Here is an 18,831-nt window from a genome sequence, read left to right as displayed (position 1 = left end):
TCTGACCGATCCCGGGCACAGGATCGGATCAGATGACGGAACGAGGGCAGAACACGGACCGGAGTGAGCGACCGGTCCTACGATCGGCTGCATGACAGCCCTCTCGCGGCGGACCAGAGCCGGTTACGCCCTCGGCGGGATCGCCTCCGGCACCTACGGCACGGTGCCGGGGCTCATCCTGATGCCCTTCCTCACGGACCTGCTCGGCGTGGAGGCGGCGATCGCCGGGATGATCGTGTTCGCCCCGAAGGCGTGGGACTTCTTCCTCAACCCGATCGCGGGGCGCATCAGCGATCGCTCACGGCATCCGCACGACCGACGTCGGCCGTTCATCCTCCGCGCCGGCATCCTCCTCGCGCTCGCGTTCCTCGCCATGTTCTTCGGACCGACCGCACCGCCGGTCGCGGCCGCGCTCTGGGTGCTCGTGCTGTTCCTCGCCACGGCCACCGTGTACGCGTTCTTCCAGGTGCCGTACCTCGCGATGTCGGCCGAGATCACCGACGACTACTCCGAGCGGACGCGGCTCATCACGTGGCGGGTGATCGTGTTCACCCTCGCGATCCTCGTCTCCGGCGCGACGGCGCCCCTGCTCGTCGAGGCAGTCGGGGGCGTCGCCGGGTACCGGATCATGGCCGGCGCGATGGCCGTGCTGATCCTCGTCGGCACGATCGGGGTGTGGTGGGGCACGAGGCGCGTCGCCCTGACGCGCGATGAGGTCGCCGGCGGGCGGCTGCTCGAACAGCTCGCGATCGTGCTGCGCGAGAAGGACTCGCGCACGCTGATCGTCTCTTACGTGCTGCAGGCGGTCGCCATCGGCATGGTGCTCGGCGGCGTCGTCTACGTCGCGCGGCATGTCGTGCACGATCCGGGCGTCGCCACGATCGCGTTCGTGTGCTTCGTGGGCCCCGCCGTCGTGCTGACCCCCGTCTGGTCGCTGCTCGGGCGGAGGATCGGCAAGAAGGGCGGGTTCGCCGTCGCCACGGTCGTGATGACCATCGGGCTCCTCGCCCTGCTCACGGCGCGATCAGGTGAGCCGCTGCCGCTGCTGATCGCCTCGGGCATCGTCGGCGTCGGCTACGCCGGGGCGCAGCTCTTCCCGCTCGCGATGCTCCCCGACGTCGCGGCGGAAGACGCCAGACGCAGCGGAACCAACCGCATCGGCATGATCTCGGGCGTCTGGTCGGGGTTCGAGCTGCTCGGCTACGCCCTCGGACCCGCGCTGCTCGGGCTCGTCCTGAGCGTCGGCGGCTACGTCGCCACGACCGGCGACGAGATCGTCCAGTCTGATGCCGCGCAGTGGGCGATCGTGCTGGGAGTGTCGGTGATCCCCGCGGCCCTGTGCGCCGCGAGCCTGGTGCCGCTCTCGCGCTATCGCCTCGACGCCCGCCTGCGCGCCGAGGCCCGCGCCGACGCCTGACCGCGCCGGGTTGCCCACGCCGGGGGTTGCCTGCGCTGCAGGCCGACCGCGCCACACGCTGACCGACACGGCCTGCCCGCGCCGCGGCATCCGCTCATCCCGCGCCGCGGCATCCGCTCATCCCGCGCCGCGGCATCCGCTCATCCCGCGCCGGAAGCCGCCACCCGCTCGGGAGGAGTTCTCACGCTCGGGAGGAGCAATCCGGCTCAACCCTCCTCCCGAACCTGCTTTCTCCTCCCGAACGCACGCAACCCACGCGTGGCAACTGCGGCTCCTGAGGCTCCCGCGGCTCACCCGCACGCCCACCCGCCCGGGAGGAGAACTCACTCTCGGGAGGAGCAATCGGGCTGAACTCTCCTCCCGAACCTGCTTTCTCCTCCCGAACGCACGCATCTCCGCGCGGCACCCGCTGCACCCGCACCCCACGCGGCACCCCGTGACGCACCCGCAGCACCCAGCACCCCAGGCACCCCCACAGCCCCTCCGCGTCACCAGCGCAGCGGCACGCGCTCACGTGATCGGCCGGAGGCGTCGAGCAGGTGGCCGTTGCGCTTGATGCCGCGCAACACGGTCCAGCGGTCGACGACGTCGATGTCGTCTCCCCAGGCCTGTTCGATCTGCTGCAGGCTCGTCAGCGACCGCGCGCGCACCCCCACGAACAGCGGAGCGCGCCCGACGAGGATGCCGACGCGATGCGCCTCCGGCAGGCGTGCGGCTCGTGCGGCGGCCCCCTCGGCGTCGGCGGAACGCGCCCAGAGGATCGCACCCCGACGGTACCCGGCGGCCGGCATCGCGAGGTCGCAGCCGAGTCGCAGCAGCCCGGCGGCGACGGCCCTGTCGACCGTGCGGCGGGCGGTGGCCTCGGAGACCCCGAGGATCTTCGCGACGGATGCCGCCGGCATCCGCGGATCCTCGTCGAGGGCCTCGGCGACCTCCGCGACGATCTCCGCCCTCGGCGGGCGGGCCTCGTCGGGCCGCGACGGATCCCGCAGCGCCCGCTGCTGCTGTCGCGAGAGCACGCGCAGCCGCCACGTCGAGTCCTCGGCCACGATCGCCGCGGCCACGTCCATCCGTCGCACGCGCGCCCCCCGCTCGGCGACGGCGCGCACACGGTCGCCGAGCACGGCGAGGCCTCCTGCTCCCGCGACCAGCACGAGCACGCCGGCCGAGGTGTCGTCGGCGCTCAGCACCCACGGGAGCCGCGCGATGCCGTCGACCGCGTCGGCGCTCGTGCGGGGGTCGAGCAGCACCATCGCGACATCGGTGGTCGACGAGAAGCGCTCCGGCGTCGGCCAGGCCGTGAGCCACGCGAGCGACTCCTCGCGCAGGGCCTGCCAGTGCCGGGCGACGGTCGCGGCATCCGCTCCCACCACCGCTGCGACGCGCGTCCAGGGCGCTCTGGCGTCGATCTGCAGGGCATGCACGATGGCGAGGTCGAGCTCGCCGAGGTCGCGGAGACTGTCCATGTGACGAATCGTAAGCATCTCCCCATGAGAAGTGAAGGATTCAGCATGACTGTTCCCGTATCGCGTCGTTCTCCCTAGCCTCACCTCATGGGTATGAGCGAAGAGTCGATCATGGCGAGCATCGAGGATCTCGTCGCGATGGCACCGCGCGCCACCGGGACCTCGGGCGGCGAGTCCGCTGCCGCGTACGTCTCGGAGCGCTTCGCGGGGGCGGGTCTCGAGACGCAGGTGATGGAGGTGCCCTCGTTCTCGTGGAGGGCCGACGCCTGCAGCATCCGCGTGGGCGACGAGGATCTGGCCTGCTCGCCGATCCTGCACTCCGGACTCGCCGCGCACGACTGGACCGGTACTGCAGAGCACCGCATCGACGCGCGCGTGGTCGACATCGGCGCCGACCGGGTGCGGCGCCACGACGTGCGCGGGGCGATCGTGCTGTTCGACCTCACGTTCGACATGACGGTGGCGCACTCGCTGCCATTGACCATGTACCTGCACGACCCCGGCCGTCGGGTGATGCGCCGCGAGGTGCTCGGCAGCCGCAATCCCTACGTCACGTCCCTCGCCCGCACGATCACCGACGCGGCCACGGCGGGCGCCGTGGGCGTGATCGGGGTGCTGCGCGACTACCCCGACTCCCGCAACTACCACAACGAGTACTACCGGCGGACGCTGTTCACGCTCCCCGGCGCCTGGGTCACGCGCGCCGAGGGGGCGCGGCTGCGGCGGCTCCTCGCCGCGCACCCCGCGGCACGGCTCACCCTCGACATCACGCGCGAGGAGGTCGTGTCGCGCACCGTGATCGGCGTCCTCCCCGGACGCACGTCGGATGCCGTGATGATCCAGTCGCACCACGACTCGATCGGCCCCGGTGCGGTCGAAGACGCCTCGGGCACCGCCGAGGTCATCGCGCTCGCCGAGCACTACGGCGCCGCCGCGGCATCCGGGGTCGTGCGCGAGAAGACGCTGCTGTTCGTCACGTTCGACACGCACTTCACCGGGTATCAGGCGCACCGCGAGTTCGCCCGACGCTACGTCCTGTCGCCGGACTCCCCGTGGAACGTCGTGCTCAACGCCACGATCGAGCACATCGGGCTGCGGGCCGTCGAGGGCCGCGACGGCGGCTTCGAGAGCACGGGCGAGACCGAGCCGCGCGGTATCTTCGTGAACGTGAACCCGGCCTTCACGTGGCGGATCGCCCGCAGCATCCGACGCCATCGCCTGCACGGCACGAGCCTCATGGGCGCGGGGATGCTGGAGTTCTTCGCCGGCGGAATCCCCACCGACGCCTCGTTCACGTTCGTCTCGGGGGTGCCGACGATCAGCCTCATCTCCGGCCCCCTCTACCTCTATGACGACGCCGACACGATCGAGCGCATCGATCGCGCGCAGCTGGTGCCGGTCGCCCGCTTCTTCGCCGACCTCGTCGACGACGCCGACAGGCGGAACGGACGGATGCTGGGCACCATGCCCGCGGCGCTGCGGCGGAGGCTGCCGCGGGGGCGCTGGTGATCCCTGGTCGCGTCGTCACCTTCCCCGCTGCGGGGATCGACGGCTCGGTGCAGGAGCAGACCGGGCTGCTGCACGTTCCGGACGGGCCTGCGCCCGCGGGCGGCCGACCCGTCGTCGTCTACGGGCACATGACGACGGGCGGCTCGCCGCGGTCGGCGCCGAGCATCGGAAGCCCCGAGCATCCGGAGTGGCGGCGGATGTCGCAGGGAGACGCCCTGTGCCGGATGCTCGTCGCGCGGGGCATCGCCGTGCTGCGCCCCGACTACGAGGGCATCGGCGACCCCGGCATCCATCCGTACCTGATCGGTGCGTCCCTGGCGGAATCGATGCACGCGATGGTGCGGGCGCGCGCGTCGTTCGACGCCGACCTCGGTGACGCGTGGGTGGCGGCCGGTCACTCCGAGGGCGCCGTGGCCGCGCTGCACGCCTCGGTCGCCCCCGTCGCGGGTGCGCGGCTGGTCGGCACGGCGGCGTTCGCCCCCGTCACCCGGATGGACCTCAGCATCGGCCTCTCCCGCAGGATCGGCGCGCGTTTCGCGGGCTCGGGAGTGGTGTCGGCGCTGATCGCCCTGATGCTCCGCGGCGCCGCGACGACGGACGAGCGGATGCAGGAGCTGATCACCTCCGACGGCCTCAGCCCTCGCGCCGCGGAGCTCTGGCCCGACCTCGACGAGCTGTGTCTGACGGAGCTCGCGGCCCGGACGTCATGGGGAGGCATCGCCCCCGGCCGCATCGGAGGACGCGCGGGCGACGAGCTGTTCGCACGTCTCGCCGCGAGCTTCCGTGCGAACGAGGTCGCGTCGCTCACGGGGCTGCGCGCGCCGGTGCGGATCGACGCCGCGCGATTCGACGAGGTCGCCCCCGCGCCCCTGACCGCGCGCCTGCTGCGCCGGTACCGCGCGACGGGCGTGGCGCTGACCTCCGCGTGGTGGCCGACCCACCACTCCGGAACGATGCATCCGCAGCACGCCCCCTCGCAGGCCGCCGCCTGGATCGCCGACCGCTTCGCCCCCGGTCGTTGAGCGAGCGCAGCGAGACGAAACGCCCCCGCCGCACACGGTGAGGGGCCAGAGAGTGCCGCCACGGGCATCCCCGCAGCGGCATTCTCTGACCCCTCACCCGCGTCAAACCGCGTGCGGCACTCAGTCGTCGAGGAGCTCGGCCTCGATCACGTCGTCGTCGGATGCCGGGGCGCCAGGGGCCGGCGGCTCCGGGGTCTCGGCGGTGAGCACGAGGCCCGACCCGTCGGCGGCGATGTCGACCCGCACCGTGTCACCGTCGTGCACATTGCCCGACAGCAGCGCGGTCGCCAGCCTGTTCTGCACCTCGCTCTGGATGAGGCGGCGAAGAGGACGTGCACCGAACACCGGGTCGTAGCCCCGCTCGGCGAGCCAGGTCCGCGCATCCGGGGTGACCGCGAGCGTGAGACGGCGGTCGTGCAGCCGCTTCTGCAGCGCGTCGACCGTGAGCTCGACGATCTGGGCGAGGTCGTCTTCGCTCAGCGCCGAGAACATCACGATGTCGTCGAGGCGGTTCAGGAACTCGGGCCGGAACGCCTGACGCACCAGCGCCATGACCTGCTCGCGCTTGTCGTCGGGCGACAGCGTCGGATCGATGAGGATCGGCGAGCCGAGGTTCGAGGTCAGGATCAGGATGACGTTGGAGAAGTCGACCGTGCGACCCTGGCCGTCGGTGAGACGCCCGTCGTCGAGCACCTGCAGCAGCACGTCGAACACCTCGGGGTGCGCCTTCTCGACCTCGTCGAGCAGGATCACACTGTACGGGCGACGCCGCACGGCCTCGGTGAGCTGACCGCCCTGCTCGTAGCCGACGTATCCGGGAGGTGCGCCGACGAGCCGCGACACGGAGTGCTTCTCGCCGTACTCCGACATGTCGATGCGCACCATGGCGTGCTCGTCGTCGAACAGGAAGTCCGCGAGGGCCTTCGCCAGCTCGGTCTTGCCGACACCGGTCGGTCCGAGGAACAGGAACGAGCCGGTCGGGCGACCGGGGTCGCTGATGCCCGCGCGGGAGCGGCGCACGGCATCCGACACGGCCTTCACGGCATCCTTCTGCCCGATCAGGCGCTTGCCCAGCTCGGACTCCAGGTGCAGGAGACGCTCGCTCTCGCCCTGCATGAGGCGGCCGACGGGGATGCCGGTCCACGCGGCGATCACGGCGGCGATGTCTTCGTCGGTGACCTGCTCGTTGACCATGCGGGGCTCGGTCGAGGTCGTGGCCTCGGCCTGCTCGGCCTCCGCGATGTCGCGTTCGAGGCGCTTGATCGTCTCGTACTCGAGCTTCGACGCCTTCGTGTAGTCGGCGTTGCGCATCGCGAGGTCGCGCTGCGTGATCGCGTCGTCGAGCTGCTTCTTCAGCTCGCCCACGCGGTTGAGCCCCTGCCGCTCGCGCGCCCACCGCTCCTCGAGCCCTGCGAGCTGCTTCTCCATGCCGACGAGCTGCTCGCGCAGGGCGCTCAGGCGCTCCTTCGATGCGGCGTCCTTCTCGCGCTTGAGGGCGAGCTCTTCGAGCTTCATGCGGTCGACCTGGCGCTTGAGCTGGTCGATCTCGACCGGAGACGAGTCGATCTCCATCTTGAGGCGAGACATCGACTCGTCGATCAGGTCGATCGCCTTGTCCGGCAGCTGCCGTGCGGGCAGATAGCGGTTCGACAGGGCGGCGGCGGCGACCAGGGCGCTGTCGGAGATCGTGACGCCGTGGTGCGCCTCGTAGCGGCCCTTGAGTCCGCGGAGGATCGCGATCGTGTCCTCGACGGTCGGCTCGCCCACGTACACCTGCTGGAAGCGGCGTTCGAGCGCGGCATCCTTCTCGATGAACTCGCGGTACTCGTTGAGCGTGGTCGCGCCGATGAGACGCAGCTCGCCGCGGGCGAGCATCGGCTTGAGCATGTTGGATGCCGCGACCGATCCCTCGCCGCCGCCGGCGCCCATGAGCACGTGCAGCTCGTCGATGAAGGTGATGACGCGCCCGTCGGACTCGGTGATCTCCTTGAGGACGCTCTTCAGACGCTCTTCGAACTGGCCGCGGTACATGGCTCCAGCCACGAGGGCGGAGATGTCGAGCGAGACCAGCTCCTTGTCCTTGAGCGACTCGGCGACGTCGCCCGCGACGATGCGCTGGGCGAGCCCCTCGACCACGGCGGTCTTGCCGACGCCGGGCTCGCCGATCAGCACCGGGTTGTTCTTGGTGCGGCGGGTGAGCACCTGGCTGACACGGCGGATCTCGTTGTCACGGCCGATCACGGGGTCGAGCTTGCCCTGGCGGGCGCGGTCGGTGAGGTTGATCCCGAACTGCTCGAGTGCGGACTGCTGGTCTTCGGTCTGAGGGGTGGTCATTCGTCCTCCTGGGGAGTCTCCTTCTGGCGGATCCGTCATGGATCAAAGTTGAGTGGTGTTGGCTCAACTTTACTCCTCTCCCCTCCCTCCCGTCAATGCCCACGGCATCCCTCCGACGGGCCGCCCACACTCTCCCCGGTTCTCCATCCCCCCCTTCCTTTCGGACGATCGCAGGATTTTCGGACGCTCGCGTCGGAATCATCCGAATTCCGCGCATCCGTCCGAATTTCGGATGCCGTCACCTTCCTCGGACGCACGCGTCTGAATCATCCGAATTCCCTGCAACCGTCCGAATCTCGGATGCCGTCACGCAACTCCAGACGCCGATACGCAGAGCAGGGGCGCCGTCCCACGAGATACCCGCACACAGAGCAGCCGCACACGAAAAGGGGCGGGCCCGAGCGCAGCGCCCGGACCCGCCCCGAAAAGCGGATGCCGCTACTCGGTCATCCCGCGACGAAGCAGACGACCGCGCGGGGTCTCGAAGTCGATGACCTCGCCGTGCAGCCAGGTCTTGCGCACGACGCCCGCGAGGGCCTTGCCGTGGTACGGGGTGAGCGGGTTCTTGTGGTGCAGCTTCTTCACGTCGACGACGTACGCGTCATCCGCCGCGAAGATCGAGAAGTCGGCGTCGTAGCCGGGGGCGATGCGCCCCTTGCCCGTGAGCCCGGCGAACTGCGCAGGGCGCTCGCTCATCCACGCGACGACCGTCTCGAGCGAGAGGCCGCGCTGACGGGCCTCGGTCCAGATCAGCGAGAGGCCGAGCTGCAGCGACGCGACGCCGCCCCACGCCACGGCGAAGTCGCCGTTCTCGAGGTCCTTGAGGTCGAGGGTCGACGGCGAGTGGTCCGACACGATGAAGTCGATCGTGCCGTCCTCCAGGCCCTGCCACAGCTGCTCGCGGTTGCCCGCCTCGCGGATCGGCGGGCAGCACTTGAACTGCGTGGCGCCGTGCGGGATCTCCTCGGCCGTGAGCGTGAGGTAGTGCGGGCAGGTCTCGACCGTGAGTTTGAGTCCGTCGTTCTTGGCGGAGCGCAGCATGGGCAGCGCATCCGACGACGACAGGTGCAGGATGTGCGCGCGTCCACCCGTCCAGCGCGCACGCTCGATGACCTCGGCGATCGCGAGGTTCTCGGCGCCGCGGGGGCGCGACGCGAGGAACTTCGCGTAGTCGTCGCCCTCGGGCTGCGGGGCGCGGTCGATCGCGCGGGAGTCCTCGGCGTGCACGATCATGACCGAGTCGAACGTCGCGAGTTCCCGCATATCCTTCTCGAGCTCGTCGGCGTCCAGCGGCGGGAACTCGTCCACACCGGAGTGCAGCAGGAAGCTCTTGAATCCGAAGACCCCGGCGTCGTGCAGCGGGCGGAGGTCGGCGGTGTTGCCGGGCACGGCGCCGCCCCAGAAGCCCACGTCGACGTGGGTCTGCCCCTTCGCGGCCTCGCGCTTGATGTTCAGCGCCTCGACGCTGATGGTCGGCGGGATGCTGTTCAGCGGCATGTCGACGATGGTCGTGACCCCGCCGGCGGCGGCGGCGCGCGTGGCGGAGGCGAAGCCCTCCCACTCGGTCCTGCCGGGCTCGTTCACGTGCACGTGGGTGTCGACGAGGCCCGGGATGAGGGTCTCGTCGTCGGCGAGCTCGATGATCTCGGCGCCGTCGAGGTTGTTGCCCAGGGGCTGCATCGCGACGATCACGCCGTGGCGGATGCCGACCTCACGGGGACGGACACCCGCCGAGGTGAGCACGCGCTGCCCGCGGATCACCAGGTCGTAGTGCTCCCCCGTCGGGTCGAGCGACACCGCTCCGGCATCCTGGTGCTCGTTCTCCTGCGACATGTCGCTTCCCTTCTGCCGGCTGCGGTGCCGACGATGTCCGTTGTATCGATTGTGCGCGCTTCAGCGCGCGGCGGGTCCGAAGCCGGTGATGCGCTTGGGGCGCGGCGGCGCGTACGTGCGCACCTTCGAGGTCGTGAGACCGAGACGCACGAGCCCCTCGGCCACGGCCACCGCGGCCTGCACGCCGTCGACGACGGGCACGCCGCACAGCTCGACGACGCGGTCCTTGAGCTCGGCCATGCCGCCGCAGCCGAGCACGATCACCTCGGCACGGTCGATCTCGACCGCTTTCTGCGCCTCGGCGGCGATGGCCTCGATCGCGCGCTCGGGGTCGGACTCGAGCTCGAGCACGCCGAGACCGGAGGACCGGACCGAGGCGCAGCGGTCATGGAGCCCTGCGAGGATCAGACGGTCCTCGATGAGCGGCACCGCACGGTCGAGCGTCGTGACGACGGAGTACGAGCGCCCCAGGTACATGGCGGTGGATGCCGCGGCCTCGGTGATGTCGACGACCGGGACCGTGAGCAGCTCCTGGAGCCCCTCGCGCCCGTGCTCGCCGTAGCCCGCCTGGATGACCGCGTCGTACTCGCCGTCGTACCGGACGATCTTGTCCATCACCGCGATCGCGGCGAGGTAGCTCTCGAAGTTGCCCTCGCACGATTCGGCGCCGAAGTCGGGGGTGAGCCCGATGATCTCGGTGCCGGGGGATGCGACCGCTCTCGCGGCCTCGGCGATGCCGTCGGTCATCGTCTGGGTGGTGTTCACGTTCGCGACGAGGATGCGCATGATCGTTCTCCCTGGGTCAGTGGGTCGGGGTGACGGCGATGTCGCCCGCGTCGACGTCGTGGAACGGGCCGCGACGGTCGGCGATCACACCGTAGACGATGGCCGCGAGCCCCGCGGCGAAGAACCAGGAGAACTCGCGCACCGACTCGAAGACCGGGAGGAAGGTGAGCAGCAGCGAGATGCCACCGGCCACCACGAGGGCGATGATCGCGCGGGGGTTGAATCCGCGGGAGTACGCGTACTCCGACACCGGCGACGTCGAGTACAGCGCCGGCACGTTGATCTGCTGCTTCTTGATCAGCCAATAGTCGACCATGATGATGCCGAACAGCGGGCCGAGCAGGGCGCCGAGGCCGCCGAGGAACACGTTGATGACGATCGGCGAGTTGTACAGGTTCCAGGGCGTGATGACGAGTCCGATCACCGCGGAGAGGATCGCCGCCTTGCGGAAGTTCAGGTGCTTGGGCAGCAGGTTCGTGAAGGCGTAGGTCGGGGCGACGAAGTTGGCCATGAGGTTGACGGCGACCGTGAGTGCGATCAGTGCGAGCGAGGCGAGCACGAGGAGGAACGTGTTCGGGATCGCGGCGACGACGTCGGCCGGGGAGGTGATGACGGTGCCGTCGATCTGGAAGGTGCCGCCGGCGAGGACGACGACGATCACGCCGAAGAACAGCATGTTGATCGGGATGCCCCAGAAGTTGCCCTTGATGATCGCCTTGCGTGACTTCGCGCCGCGGGTGAAGTCGCAGAAGTTCAGCACGAAGGTGCCGTAGATCGAGACCCAGAGGGAGGCGGCGCCTAGCATCTTGAGCCACAGCTCCCCGCCCTCTGCGGTGCCGTGCGGGGCCCAGTTGATCTGGAAGCCGCTCTGCACGAGCACCCATACGGCGAGGGCGACGAAGGTGGCGAGGATGATGGGGCCGGCCCAGGCCTCGTACTTGCGGATCATCTCCATGCCGTAGCTGACGATGATGACCTGCACGATCCACAGCACGACGAAGGTGATCCAGCCGAGGGCGGAGAGCCCGAGGAAGGACCCCTCCTGGAGGGATGCCGCGCCGGGGGCGATCGCGAGGATGACGACCTGGAGCACCTGCGAGGCGAGGAAGGTCTGGATGCCGAACCACGCGATCGCGACGATGCCGCGGAGCAGGCCGGGGATCTGCGCACCGTGGACGCCGAAGGCGATGCGGCTCATGACGGGGAACGGGACGCCCGTCTTCTCCCCCATGAACCCGGAGAGGGTGAGCAGCAGGAACAGGAACAGCGCTCCGAAGGCGAGTGCGCCGAGGATCGCGCCGCCGCTGAGGCCGAGGGCGAACAGGCCGATCGCGAACGCGTAGTTGCCGAGGCTGTGGACGTCGTTGGCCCACAGGGTGAAGATGCTGTAGGCGCTCCAGTGGCGACCTTCGCGGGTCGTGGGCGCGAGGTCGGTGTTGTACAGGCGGGGGCTGATGCCGGCCTGCACAGCGATGGTGATGGAGGGCGCCTCGTCGAGGCCCTCTGACGCTCTGCTCGGGATGTGGACGAACTCTTCGGTGGACATCATTGCCTTTCCTTGACCGCTCCGTCAGGTAAGAGATGTTGCAGGGTAATTCCGTAATATGGAATCTAGTTTTCAACTAAAGAAATTTCACCACACGCGGTGATGTCGTGTCAATGCTTTGGCATACCAGAATCAGAGGAGATCGCGAGCGATGAGGGCGCCGACCTCGACGAGCAGCGTCTTCGCGTTCGCGATGCTCGTGGCAGGGTCCGGTTCGAGCGCGCTCAGCGCGTGCACACGGTGGAATCCGGCATCCGTCGCCTCCTGCGCCGACAGCGTCGACCGCCCGCACACGGCCACGACGGGCACCCCCGCCGCACGCGCGGCGGCGGCCACCCCGAGGGGCGTCTTGCCGCCGAGGCTCTGATCATCGAGACTGCCCTCGCCCGTGATGACGAGGTCGGCGCCGACGATGCGATCGGCGAGTCCGGTGAGCCGCTGCACGACGTCGATGCCGGGTTCGCGGCGTGCGCCGAGCACCGCCAGAGCCGCATACCCGACGCCCCCAGCGGCGCCGGCGCCGGGGTCGGATGCCGAGGGCCGCACCCCCGGCTGCTGCTCGAGGAGGGCGGCGAATCGTGCGAGGCCCGCCTCGAGGGCGACGACGTCGTCGGCGCTCGCCCCCTTCTGCGGCGCGAACACGGCGGCCGCCCCCCGGTCCCCGAGGAGCGGATTGTCGACGTCGCTCGCCAGCACGATCTCCGCCTCGGCGAGCCGCGGATCGAGCCCCGACACATCAGCAGAGACGAGTTCGACGAGCGCGGCGCCGCCGGCCCGCACCGGACGATCCTCCGTCCGGAGGGAGACGCCCAGCGCCTGCAGCATCCCGGCGCCGCCGTCGGTGTTCGCACTTCCGCCGACGCCGAGCACGATCGTCGTGCACCCGTGGTCGAGGGCCGCGGCGATCAGCTCGCCCGTGCCGCGGCTGGTCGCCGTCAGCGGGGCCTTCTCGCCGTTCGGCAGCAGGTCGAGCCCGCTCGCGGCCGCCATCTCGATGATCGCCTCGGAGCCCCGCACCGCGAACCGCGCGGTGACGGACTGCCCGACGGGGCCCGTCACCGTCGCGGTCACGGGGTCGAACCCGCTCGCGATCGCCGCGTCGACCGTACCCTCGCCGCCGTCGGCGACGGGAACCGCCTCGACGACGGCATCCGGGATCAGCGTCCGGATGCCGTCGGCGAGCGACGCCGCGACCTCGGCCCCGGTGGCGGAGCCCTTGAACTTGTCGGAGGCGATCAGGATGCGCATGGACCGGTCTCAGTCCAGCAGGGCGTAGACGGCCTCGGGGGCGTCGGCGGGCGACGTCGCGAGGTCCTCGAACTCGTTCATGGTGTCGAGGTCGGCGCCCATCGCGATGTTGGTGACGCGCTCGAGGATGACCTCGACGACCACCGGCACCTGGAACTCGTCCCGCAGGCGCTCGGCCTCGGCGAAGCCCGCGGCGAGGTCCTCAGGGCGCTCGACGCGGAGCGCCTTGCAGCCCAGTCCCTCGGCGACCTTGACGTGGTCGACGCCGTAGCCCGTGGCGATGCTGGAGGAGTCCTGCGGCGTGTTGATGTTGTCGAAGGCCAGCGAGACCTCGTAGTCCATCTCGAACGGACGCTGCGACTGGCGGATCAGACCGAGGTAGCTGTTGTTCACCACGACGTGGATGTAGGGCAGCTTGTGCTGCGCGCCCACGGCGAGCTCCTCAATCATGAACTGGAAGTCGTAGTCGCCGCTCAGCGCGACGACGGGCTGCTCCGGCTTGCCGCGGACGACGCCCAGCGCTGCGGGCAGGGTCCAGCCGAGGGGTCCGGCCTGGCCGGCGTTGATCCACTGGCGGGGGCCGTAGACGTGCAGCAGCTGCGCGCCCGCGATCTGCGACAGGCCGATCGTGGTGACGTAGGTGGTGTCGTGGCCGAAGGCCGAGAGCATCTCCTGGTACACGCGGTGCGGCTTCATGGGCACGTCGTCGAAGTTCGTCTTGCGCTGCAGACGCGCCTTGCGGTCGCGGCACTCCTGAGCCCAGCCGTTGTAGTCGGGCAGCTCGGCGACGCGGTCGCGCGCGGCCTCGAGCAGCGCGTCGATGAACGCACCGGCGTCGGACACCACCCCGTAGTCGGGCGCGAACACGCGGCCGATCTGGGTGGGCTCGATGTCGACGTGCACGAACGTGCGGCCCGTGCGGTACGTGTCGAGGCCGCCGGTGTGGCGGTTGGCCCAGCGGTTGCCGATGCCGAGCACGAAGTCGCTCTCGAGGAAGCTCGCGTTGCCGTAGCGCTGCGAGGTCTGGATGCCGACGAGGCCCCCGGCGAGCGGGTGGTCGTCGCCGATCGCACCCCAGCCCATCAGGGTCGGGAACACGGGCACGCCCAGGGTCTCGGCCAGCTCGACGAGCTTCGCGGAGGCCCCGGAGTTCACGATGCCGCCGCCCGCGATGATCGCGGGGTGCGTCGCCGCGATGAGCATGTCGAGCACCTTCTCGGCCTGCGCGCGGGTCGCGACGGGCTTCGCCACGGGCAGCGGCTCGTAGGTGTCGATGTCGAACTCGATCTCGGTCATCTGCACGTCGAACGGCAGATCGAGCAGCGCAGGACCGGGGCGACCGGAGCGCATGACCTGGAACGCGGTCTGGAAGGCACCGGGGATCTGCCCCGCCTCGAGCACGGTCTTGGCGAACTTCGTCACCGGCTTCGCGATCGACGCGATGTCGACGGCCTGGAAGTCCTCCTTGTCGAGCTTCGCGACCGGAGCCTGTCCGGTGATGCAGAGCATCGGGATGCTGTCGGCGATCGCGGCGTACAGGCCGGTGATCATGTCGGTGCCCGCGGGGCCCGACGTGCCGATGCAGATGCCGATGCGGCCGTCGCCGGTGCGGCTGTAGCCGTCGGCCATGTGCGAGGCGCCTTCGACATGGCGGGCGAGGGTGTGACCGATGCCGCCGTTCTGGCGCATCGCCGAGTAGAGCGGGTTGATGGCGGCGCCGGGCAGGCCGAACGCCTCGGTGGCGCCCTCCTTCACGAGGATCTGGACGATGGCGTCCACTGCGCGCATGCGGGTCATGAGAGTGTCCTTTTCATTTCGGTCGTCGAGCGTCCGCCACCGGTCGTTGAGCGAGGAGCGAAGCGACGAGACGAAACGCCTTGTTCTGACATCGAACGCCGGATGAGGCGTTTCGTCTCGCTCCGCTCGCTCAACGACCGGGTAGAAGGTCCCGCTCGACGAGCGGGGAGGGGTTCCGCTCAACGAACGGGAGATTGCGTGGTGTGGGGTCGCTCAGTCGCGACCGGAGAGCTCTGCGGTGAGCTTGAAGAGGCCCGAGTGGTCGAGGCCGCCGTCGCCGCGGGCGACGAGGGCGTTCACGAGCTGTGCGACGGCGGCGCCGAGCGGGACGGTGACCCCGACGGAGCGCGCGGCTGCGGTGACGATGCCCAGGTCCTTGTTGTGGAGGGCGAGGCGGAATCCGGGGGCGAAGTCGCGGTTCAGCATCTTCTGCCCCTTCTGGTCGAGGACCTTGGAGCCGGCGAGGCCGCCGCCGAGGACCGTGAGGGCGGCATCCGTGTCGACGCCGAACGCCTCGAGGAACGTGACCGCCTCGGCGAGCGCCTGGATGTTGACGGCGACGATGAGCTGGTTGGCTGCCTTGACGGTCTGACCGGCGCCGGCGGGGCCGACGTGCACGATGGTCTTGCCGATCGCGTTCAGCACGGGCTCGGCCTTCGCGAAGTCCTCAGGGGATCCGCCGACCATGATCGACAGCACGCCGTCGATCGCGCCCTGCTCGCCGCCGGAGACCGGGGCGTCGACGGCGCCGAAGCCGGCCGCGACGGCCTCCTCCGCCAGCGTCTTGGCGACATCGGGGCGGATGGAGGAGTTGTCGATCCACAGGGCGCCCGCCTTCGCGTTCGCGAAGACGCCGTCCTCGCCGCGCACGACGCCCTCGACGTCCGGGGAGTCGGGGACCATCGTGATCACGACGTCGGCGTCCTTCACGGCATCCGCGATGCTGGTCGCGCCCGTGCCTCCGGCCTCGACGAGCGTGTCGATGGCCTGCTGGCTGCGGTTGAATCCGGTCACGTCGTAGCCGGCCGAGACGAGGTTCTTGGCCATGGGGAGGCCCATGATGCCGAGGCCGATGATGGCGATGCTGGTCATGTCGTCGCTCCTTCGCGAGGGGGTGTCAGTTCTGGAGCCAGGCGAAGGGGTCCGCCTGGGTGGCCTTGTACTCGAGTCCGATGGGTCCGGCATAGCCGCCCGCCTGGGCGTCGGCGATCCACTGCGCGAGCGGCAGGTCTCCGGTGCCGGGCTCGCCGCGGCCGGGGGCATCGGCGATCTGGATGTGACCGAACTCGGCGGCGTGGTCGGCGACGACCGCCGCGACGTCGTCTCCGTTGACGGCCAGGTGGTAGAAGTCGGCGAGCAGCTTCACGTTGTCGACGCCGTGCTCGTCCGCGATCCTGGCGATGATCGCGAGCGCGTCAGCCGCGGTCTTCAGCGGGTAGGCGTCCATGCCCGAGACCGGCTCCAGCAGCACGATGCCGCCGATCTTCGCGACGGCGGCACCCGCGATCGCGAGGTTCTGCACGGCGAGGTCGTCCTGCGCCTGAGCGTCGGCGCCCTCGATGCGGTTGCCGTAGAGGGCGTTGAAGGCCTTCGTGCCGAGCCGCTCGCCGATGGCGACGACCACTTCGACGTTGGCACGGAACTCGTCCTCGCGGCCGATCCAGGAGACGAGGCCGCGATCGCCCGCCGGCATGTCGCCCGCGAAGAAGTTGAGGCCGGTGAGCTGCACGCCGGCATCCTGGATCGCCGCGACGAAGGCATCGATTTCTTCCTGCGCGGGAACCGCGGAGGAGAACGGCCACCAGAACTCGACGGCGTCGAAACCGGCCGCCCTGACCGCAGCGGGGCGCTCGGTGATCGGCAACTCGGTCAGCAGGATCGAGGCGTTGACGGTGTAGCTCATGAGATCATCCTTGATTTCGAATCGTGGAAGAAAAATTCCTAGCAATGAAAAGACTACGCGGGAAGGCTCGACGTGTCAACGATGCGGAGCCTCGAGTGATATACCAACCTTTCCGCTATGTGGATATTGAATTCCCTCTTCCGAAAACTATCGCCGCGGGGATACAGTGACCGGGCGCCCCGTCTGGGAGCGTCCAGACTCAACTCGACGATGAGCAAGAGAGGTCTCACATGTCATCCACCGATCCTCGCGATCCCGCAGGGCCGCCCTCAGGGCGGAACGACCTGATCCCCCGCACCGGACTGATCGTCCCGAAGGCGAAGAAGGTCGGCCGCGTCCGCTGGGCCATCGGGTTCCTGTTGTTCTTCGCGGTGCTGATCAACTACATCGACCGCAGCTCGATGTCCATCGCGGAACACGACATGCGGATGGAGTTCGGCCTCACCGAGGGCCAGATCGGCATCATCCTGGGCAGCTTCGGCTGGTCGTACGCGCTCATGCAGATCCCGATGGGCATGCTGCTGGACAAGATCGGCATCAAGTGGGTCATGCGGGCGGCGACCGTGCTGTGGGCGGTCTCCTGCTTCCTCACCGCCATGATCAGCGGCATGGGGCTGCTCCTCATCGCCCGGCTGATCCTCGGCCTCGCCGAGGCGCCGATCTTCCCCGGCGCCATGAAGACCACCAGCTACTGGTTCCCTCGCAGCGAGCGCGGCATGGCCACCGTGATCTTCGACAGCGGCCAGCGCCTGTCCAACGTGATCGGCTTCCCGCTCGTCGGCGCCGCCGTCGCCCTGTTCGGCTGGCGCGGCGCGTTCATCACCATCGGCGTGCTCAGCCTCGTCTACTTCATCGTGTTCTTCGTCTTCTACCGCGACCCGAAGGAGATGAACCGCAAGGGCCGGCTGAGCGACGCCGAACTGAACCACATCCTCGACGGCGGTGCGCAGCACGAAGACGCGCCGACGCCGAACCCGCTCGCCAACCTCGGATACATCCTGCGCCAGCGCAAGGTGTGGGGCATGTCCCTCGGCCTCGGCTGCGCCGGCTACGTGCAGTGGATGCTGCTCACCTGGCTGCCGGGCTTCCTGCAGTCGCAGATGCACATGGACGTCGCGAAGTCGGGCCTGTTCACCGCCGTCCCCTGGCTGTTCGCCGTCGTCGTGCAGTACCTGCTCCCCGGCTACCTGCTGGACCGCATGGTCCGCAACGGCAGGTCCAGCACCGCGGTCAGGCGGGTGTTCATCATCGGCGGGATGCTGCTCGCCACCACGATCGTCGGGACGGCGTTCACCACCGACCTCGTCTGGTCGCTCGTCTGGATCACCCTGGGGATCACGGGCATCACCATCACGTTCAGCGTGACGAACTCGCTCCCCGCCCTGATCGCCCCCGAGGGCGCGGTGGGCGCGACCGGCGCCGTCATGAACACGGTGAACAACCTCATCGGCACGACCGCTCCGATCGTCACCGGATTCATCGTGCAGTTCACCGGCAGCTTCGCCTGGGCGTTCATCGTCGCCGGCATCATGCTGGTCATCGGCATCGTGTTCTACACGGTGGTGCTCGGCCGGATCGAGCAGATCCCGACCGTCGAGGAGCGCGCCGCCGACGCTGTCGCGAAGGCCTGACCCGACGGATAGGTCGAGGAGCGGGGCCCCCGGGCCCCGCTCCTCTCACACGTTCGGCCCCCCGTCCATCGAGCAGTCCCCGGTCGTTGAACGAGGACGCGCCAGCGACCGAGACGAACGCCTCCCGGGACGTACGGCTTCAGCCGCGGCATCCGTCGCGCCCCTGCCGTCGCTCGTTGAGCGAGGGAGCCCCAGCGACCGAGACGAAACGCCTCACGGGGCGTACAACTTCAGCCGCGGCATCCGTCGTGCATCTCAACTCAGCGTTTCGTCTCGCTTCGCTCGCTCAACGACCGGGTCACACACGACGAAGGCGCCGTCCCGCAGCAGCGGGACGGC

General features: G+C 69.6%; 13 protein-coding genes. 4 read left to right on the top strand and 9 right to left on the bottom strand.

The window, feature by feature from the left end:
• Positions 1-91: 91 nt before the first annotated feature.
• Positions 92-1,417, top strand: a complete 1,326-nt coding sequence (locus tag MRBLWH10_RS18585; protein WP_341941074.1) for an MFS transporter — start codon at positions 92-94, stop codon at positions 1,415-1,417.
• A 488-nt stretch (positions 1,418-1,905) separates the two neighbouring features.
• On the opposite strand, the gene MRBLWH10_RS18580 is transcribed toward MRBLWH10_RS18585, so the two are convergent.
• A complete protein-coding gene (locus MRBLWH10_RS18580; protein ID WP_341941073.1) occupies positions 1,906-2,883 on the bottom strand; it encodes an AsnC family protein in 978 nt (325 codons plus the stop codon).
• An 87-nt stretch (positions 2,884-2,970) separates the two neighbouring features.
• Between MRBLWH10_RS18580 and MRBLWH10_RS18575 the strand changes: the two genes are divergently transcribed.
• Together MRBLWH10_RS18575 and MRBLWH10_RS18570 are read left to right on the top strand one after the other, a co-directional pair.
• Positions 2,971-4,392, top strand: coding sequence for a M28 family peptidase (locus MRBLWH10_RS18575; RefSeq protein ID WP_341941072.1), 1,422 nt, complete (start codon positions 2,971-2,973; stop codon positions 4,390-4,392).
• Positions 4,389-5,414 carry a lipase family protein gene (locus MRBLWH10_RS18570; protein ID WP_341941071.1) on the top strand — a complete coding sequence of 342 codons (1,026 nt, stop codon included), beginning with the start codon at positions 4,389-4,391 and terminating at the stop codon, positions 5,412-5,414. The genes MRBLWH10_RS18575 and MRBLWH10_RS18570 overlap by 4 nt, the downstream gene beginning before the upstream one ends.
• A gap of 120 nt (positions 5,415-5,534) precedes the next feature.
• Here the strand turns inward: MRBLWH10_RS18570 and MRBLWH10_RS18565 are convergent, their stop codons facing one another.
• The 8 genes from MRBLWH10_RS18565 to MRBLWH10_RS18530 all read right to left on the bottom strand — a co-directional run bounded on the left by MRBLWH10_RS18565 (position 5,535) and on the right by MRBLWH10_RS18530 (position 16,861).
• A complete protein-coding gene (locus MRBLWH10_RS18565) occupies positions 5,535-7,748 on the bottom strand; it encodes an AAA family ATPase (RefSeq protein ID WP_341941070.1) in 2,214 nt (737 codons plus the stop codon).
• Positions 7,749-8,186: 438 nt separating this feature from the next.
• A complete protein-coding gene (gene allB / locus MRBLWH10_RS18560) occupies positions 8,187-9,581 on the bottom strand; it encodes an allantoinase AllB (protein ID WP_223585693.1) in 1,395 nt (464 codons plus the stop codon).
• A 60-nt stretch (positions 9,582-9,641) separates the two neighbouring features.
• Positions 9,642-10,367 (bottom strand): aspartate/glutamate racemase family protein, encoded by a 726-nt coding sequence (locus tag MRBLWH10_RS18555; protein WP_341941069.1) that lies wholly within the window; start codon positions 10,365-10,367, stop codon positions 9,642-9,644.
• A 16-nt stretch (positions 10,368-10,383) separates the two neighbouring features.
• Complete coding sequence (locus MRBLWH10_RS18550) at positions 10,384-11,916, bottom strand: NCS1 family nucleobase:cation symporter-1 (RefSeq protein ID WP_341941068.1); 1,533 nt, start codon at positions 11,914-11,916, stop codon at positions 10,384-10,386.
• A gap of 129 nt (positions 11,917-12,045) precedes the next feature.
• Positions 12,046-13,161, bottom strand: a complete 1,116-nt coding sequence (locus MRBLWH10_RS18545) for a glycerate kinase (protein WP_341941067.1) — start codon at positions 13,159-13,161, stop codon at positions 12,046-12,048.
• A 9-nt stretch (positions 13,162-13,170) separates the two neighbouring features.
• Positions 13,171-14,958 (bottom strand): glyoxylate carboligase, encoded by a 1,788-nt coding sequence (gene gcl, locus MRBLWH10_RS18540; RefSeq protein WP_341941066.1) that lies wholly within the window; start codon positions 14,956-14,958, stop codon positions 13,171-13,173.
• 213 nt (positions 14,959-15,171) lie between these two features.
• Positions 15,172-16,050 carry a 2-hydroxy-3-oxopropionate reductase gene (locus tag MRBLWH10_RS18535; protein ID WP_105676257.1) on the bottom strand — a complete coding sequence of 293 codons (879 nt, stop codon included), beginning with the start codon at positions 16,048-16,050 and terminating at the stop codon, positions 15,172-15,174.
• Between the two features lie 25 nt (positions 16,051-16,075).
• The gene (locus tag MRBLWH10_RS18530; protein ID WP_341941065.1) at positions 16,076-16,861 is read right to left on the bottom strand and encodes a TIM barrel protein; all 786 of its coding nucleotides are present in this window, start codon (positions 16,859-16,861) and stop codon (positions 16,076-16,078) included.
• A 230-nt stretch (positions 16,862-17,091) separates the two neighbouring features.
• Between MRBLWH10_RS18530 and MRBLWH10_RS18525 the strand changes: the two genes are divergently transcribed.
• The gene (locus tag MRBLWH10_RS18525) at positions 17,092-18,492 is read left to right on the top strand and encodes an MFS transporter (RefSeq protein ID WP_341941064.1); all 1,401 of its coding nucleotides are present in this window, start codon (positions 17,092-17,094) and stop codon (positions 18,490-18,492) included.
• The last annotated feature ends 339 nt before the right edge of the window (positions 18,493-18,831 follow it).

The organism is Microbacterium sp. LWH10-1.2, assembly GCF_038397765.1.
Taxonomy (GTDB): Bacteria; Actinomycetota; Actinomycetes; order Actinomycetales; family Microbacteriaceae; genus Microbacterium; species Microbacterium natoriense.
The sequence above is the reverse complement of the archived record's forward strand: the minus strand, read 5'-3'. Positions and strand labels throughout refer to the sequence as shown.

What these genes read in the sequence shown, in the direction of transcription:
- MRBLWH10_RS18580 (WP_341941073.1), bottom strand. Translation starts at nt 2,883, where the DNA reads ATGGACAGTCTCCGCGACCTCGGCGAGCTCGACCTCGCCATCGTGCAT.
- MRBLWH10_RS18575 (WP_341941072.1), top strand. Translation starts at nt 2,971, where the DNA reads ATGGGTATGAGCGAAGAGTCGATCATGGCGAGCATCGAGGATCTCGTC.
- MRBLWH10_RS18545 (WP_341941067.1), bottom strand. Translation starts at nt 13,161, where the DNA reads ATGCGCATCCTGATCGCCTCCGACAAGTTCAAGGGCTCCGCCACCGGG.
- MRBLWH10_RS18585 (WP_341941074.1), top strand. Translation starts at nt 92, where the DNA reads ATGACAGCCCTCTCGCGGCGGACCAGAGCCGGTTACGCCCTCGGCGGG.
- MRBLWH10_RS18565 (WP_341941070.1), bottom strand. Translation starts at nt 7,748, where the DNA reads ATGACCACCCCTCAGACCGAAGACCAGCAGTCCGCACTCGAGCAGTTC.
- MRBLWH10_RS18530 (WP_341941065.1), bottom strand. Translation starts at nt 16,861, where the DNA reads ATGAGCTACACCGTCAACGCCTCGATCCTGCTGACCGAGTTGCCGATC.
- MRBLWH10_RS18550 (WP_341941068.1), bottom strand. Translation starts at nt 11,916, where the DNA reads ATGATGTCCACCGAAGAGTTCGTCCACATCCCGAGCAGAGCGTCAGAG.
- allB (WP_223585693.1), bottom strand. Translation starts at nt 9,581, where the DNA reads ATGTCGCAGGAGAACGAGCACCAGGATGCCGGAGCGGTGTCGCTCGAC.
- gcl (WP_341941066.1), bottom strand. Translation starts at nt 14,958, where the DNA reads ATGACCCGCATGCGCGCAGTGGACGCCATCGTCCAGATCCTCGTGAAG.
- MRBLWH10_RS18535 (WP_105676257.1), bottom strand. Translation starts at nt 16,050, where the DNA reads ATGACCAGCATCGCCATCATCGGCCTCGGCATCATGGGCCTCCCCATG.
- MRBLWH10_RS18525 (WP_341941064.1), top strand. Translation starts at nt 17,092, where the DNA reads ATGTCATCCACCGATCCTCGCGATCCCGCAGGGCCGCCCTCAGGGCGG.
- MRBLWH10_RS18555 (WP_341941069.1), bottom strand. Translation starts at nt 10,367, where the DNA reads ATGCGCATCCTCGTCGCGAACGTGAACACCACCCAGACGATGACCGAC.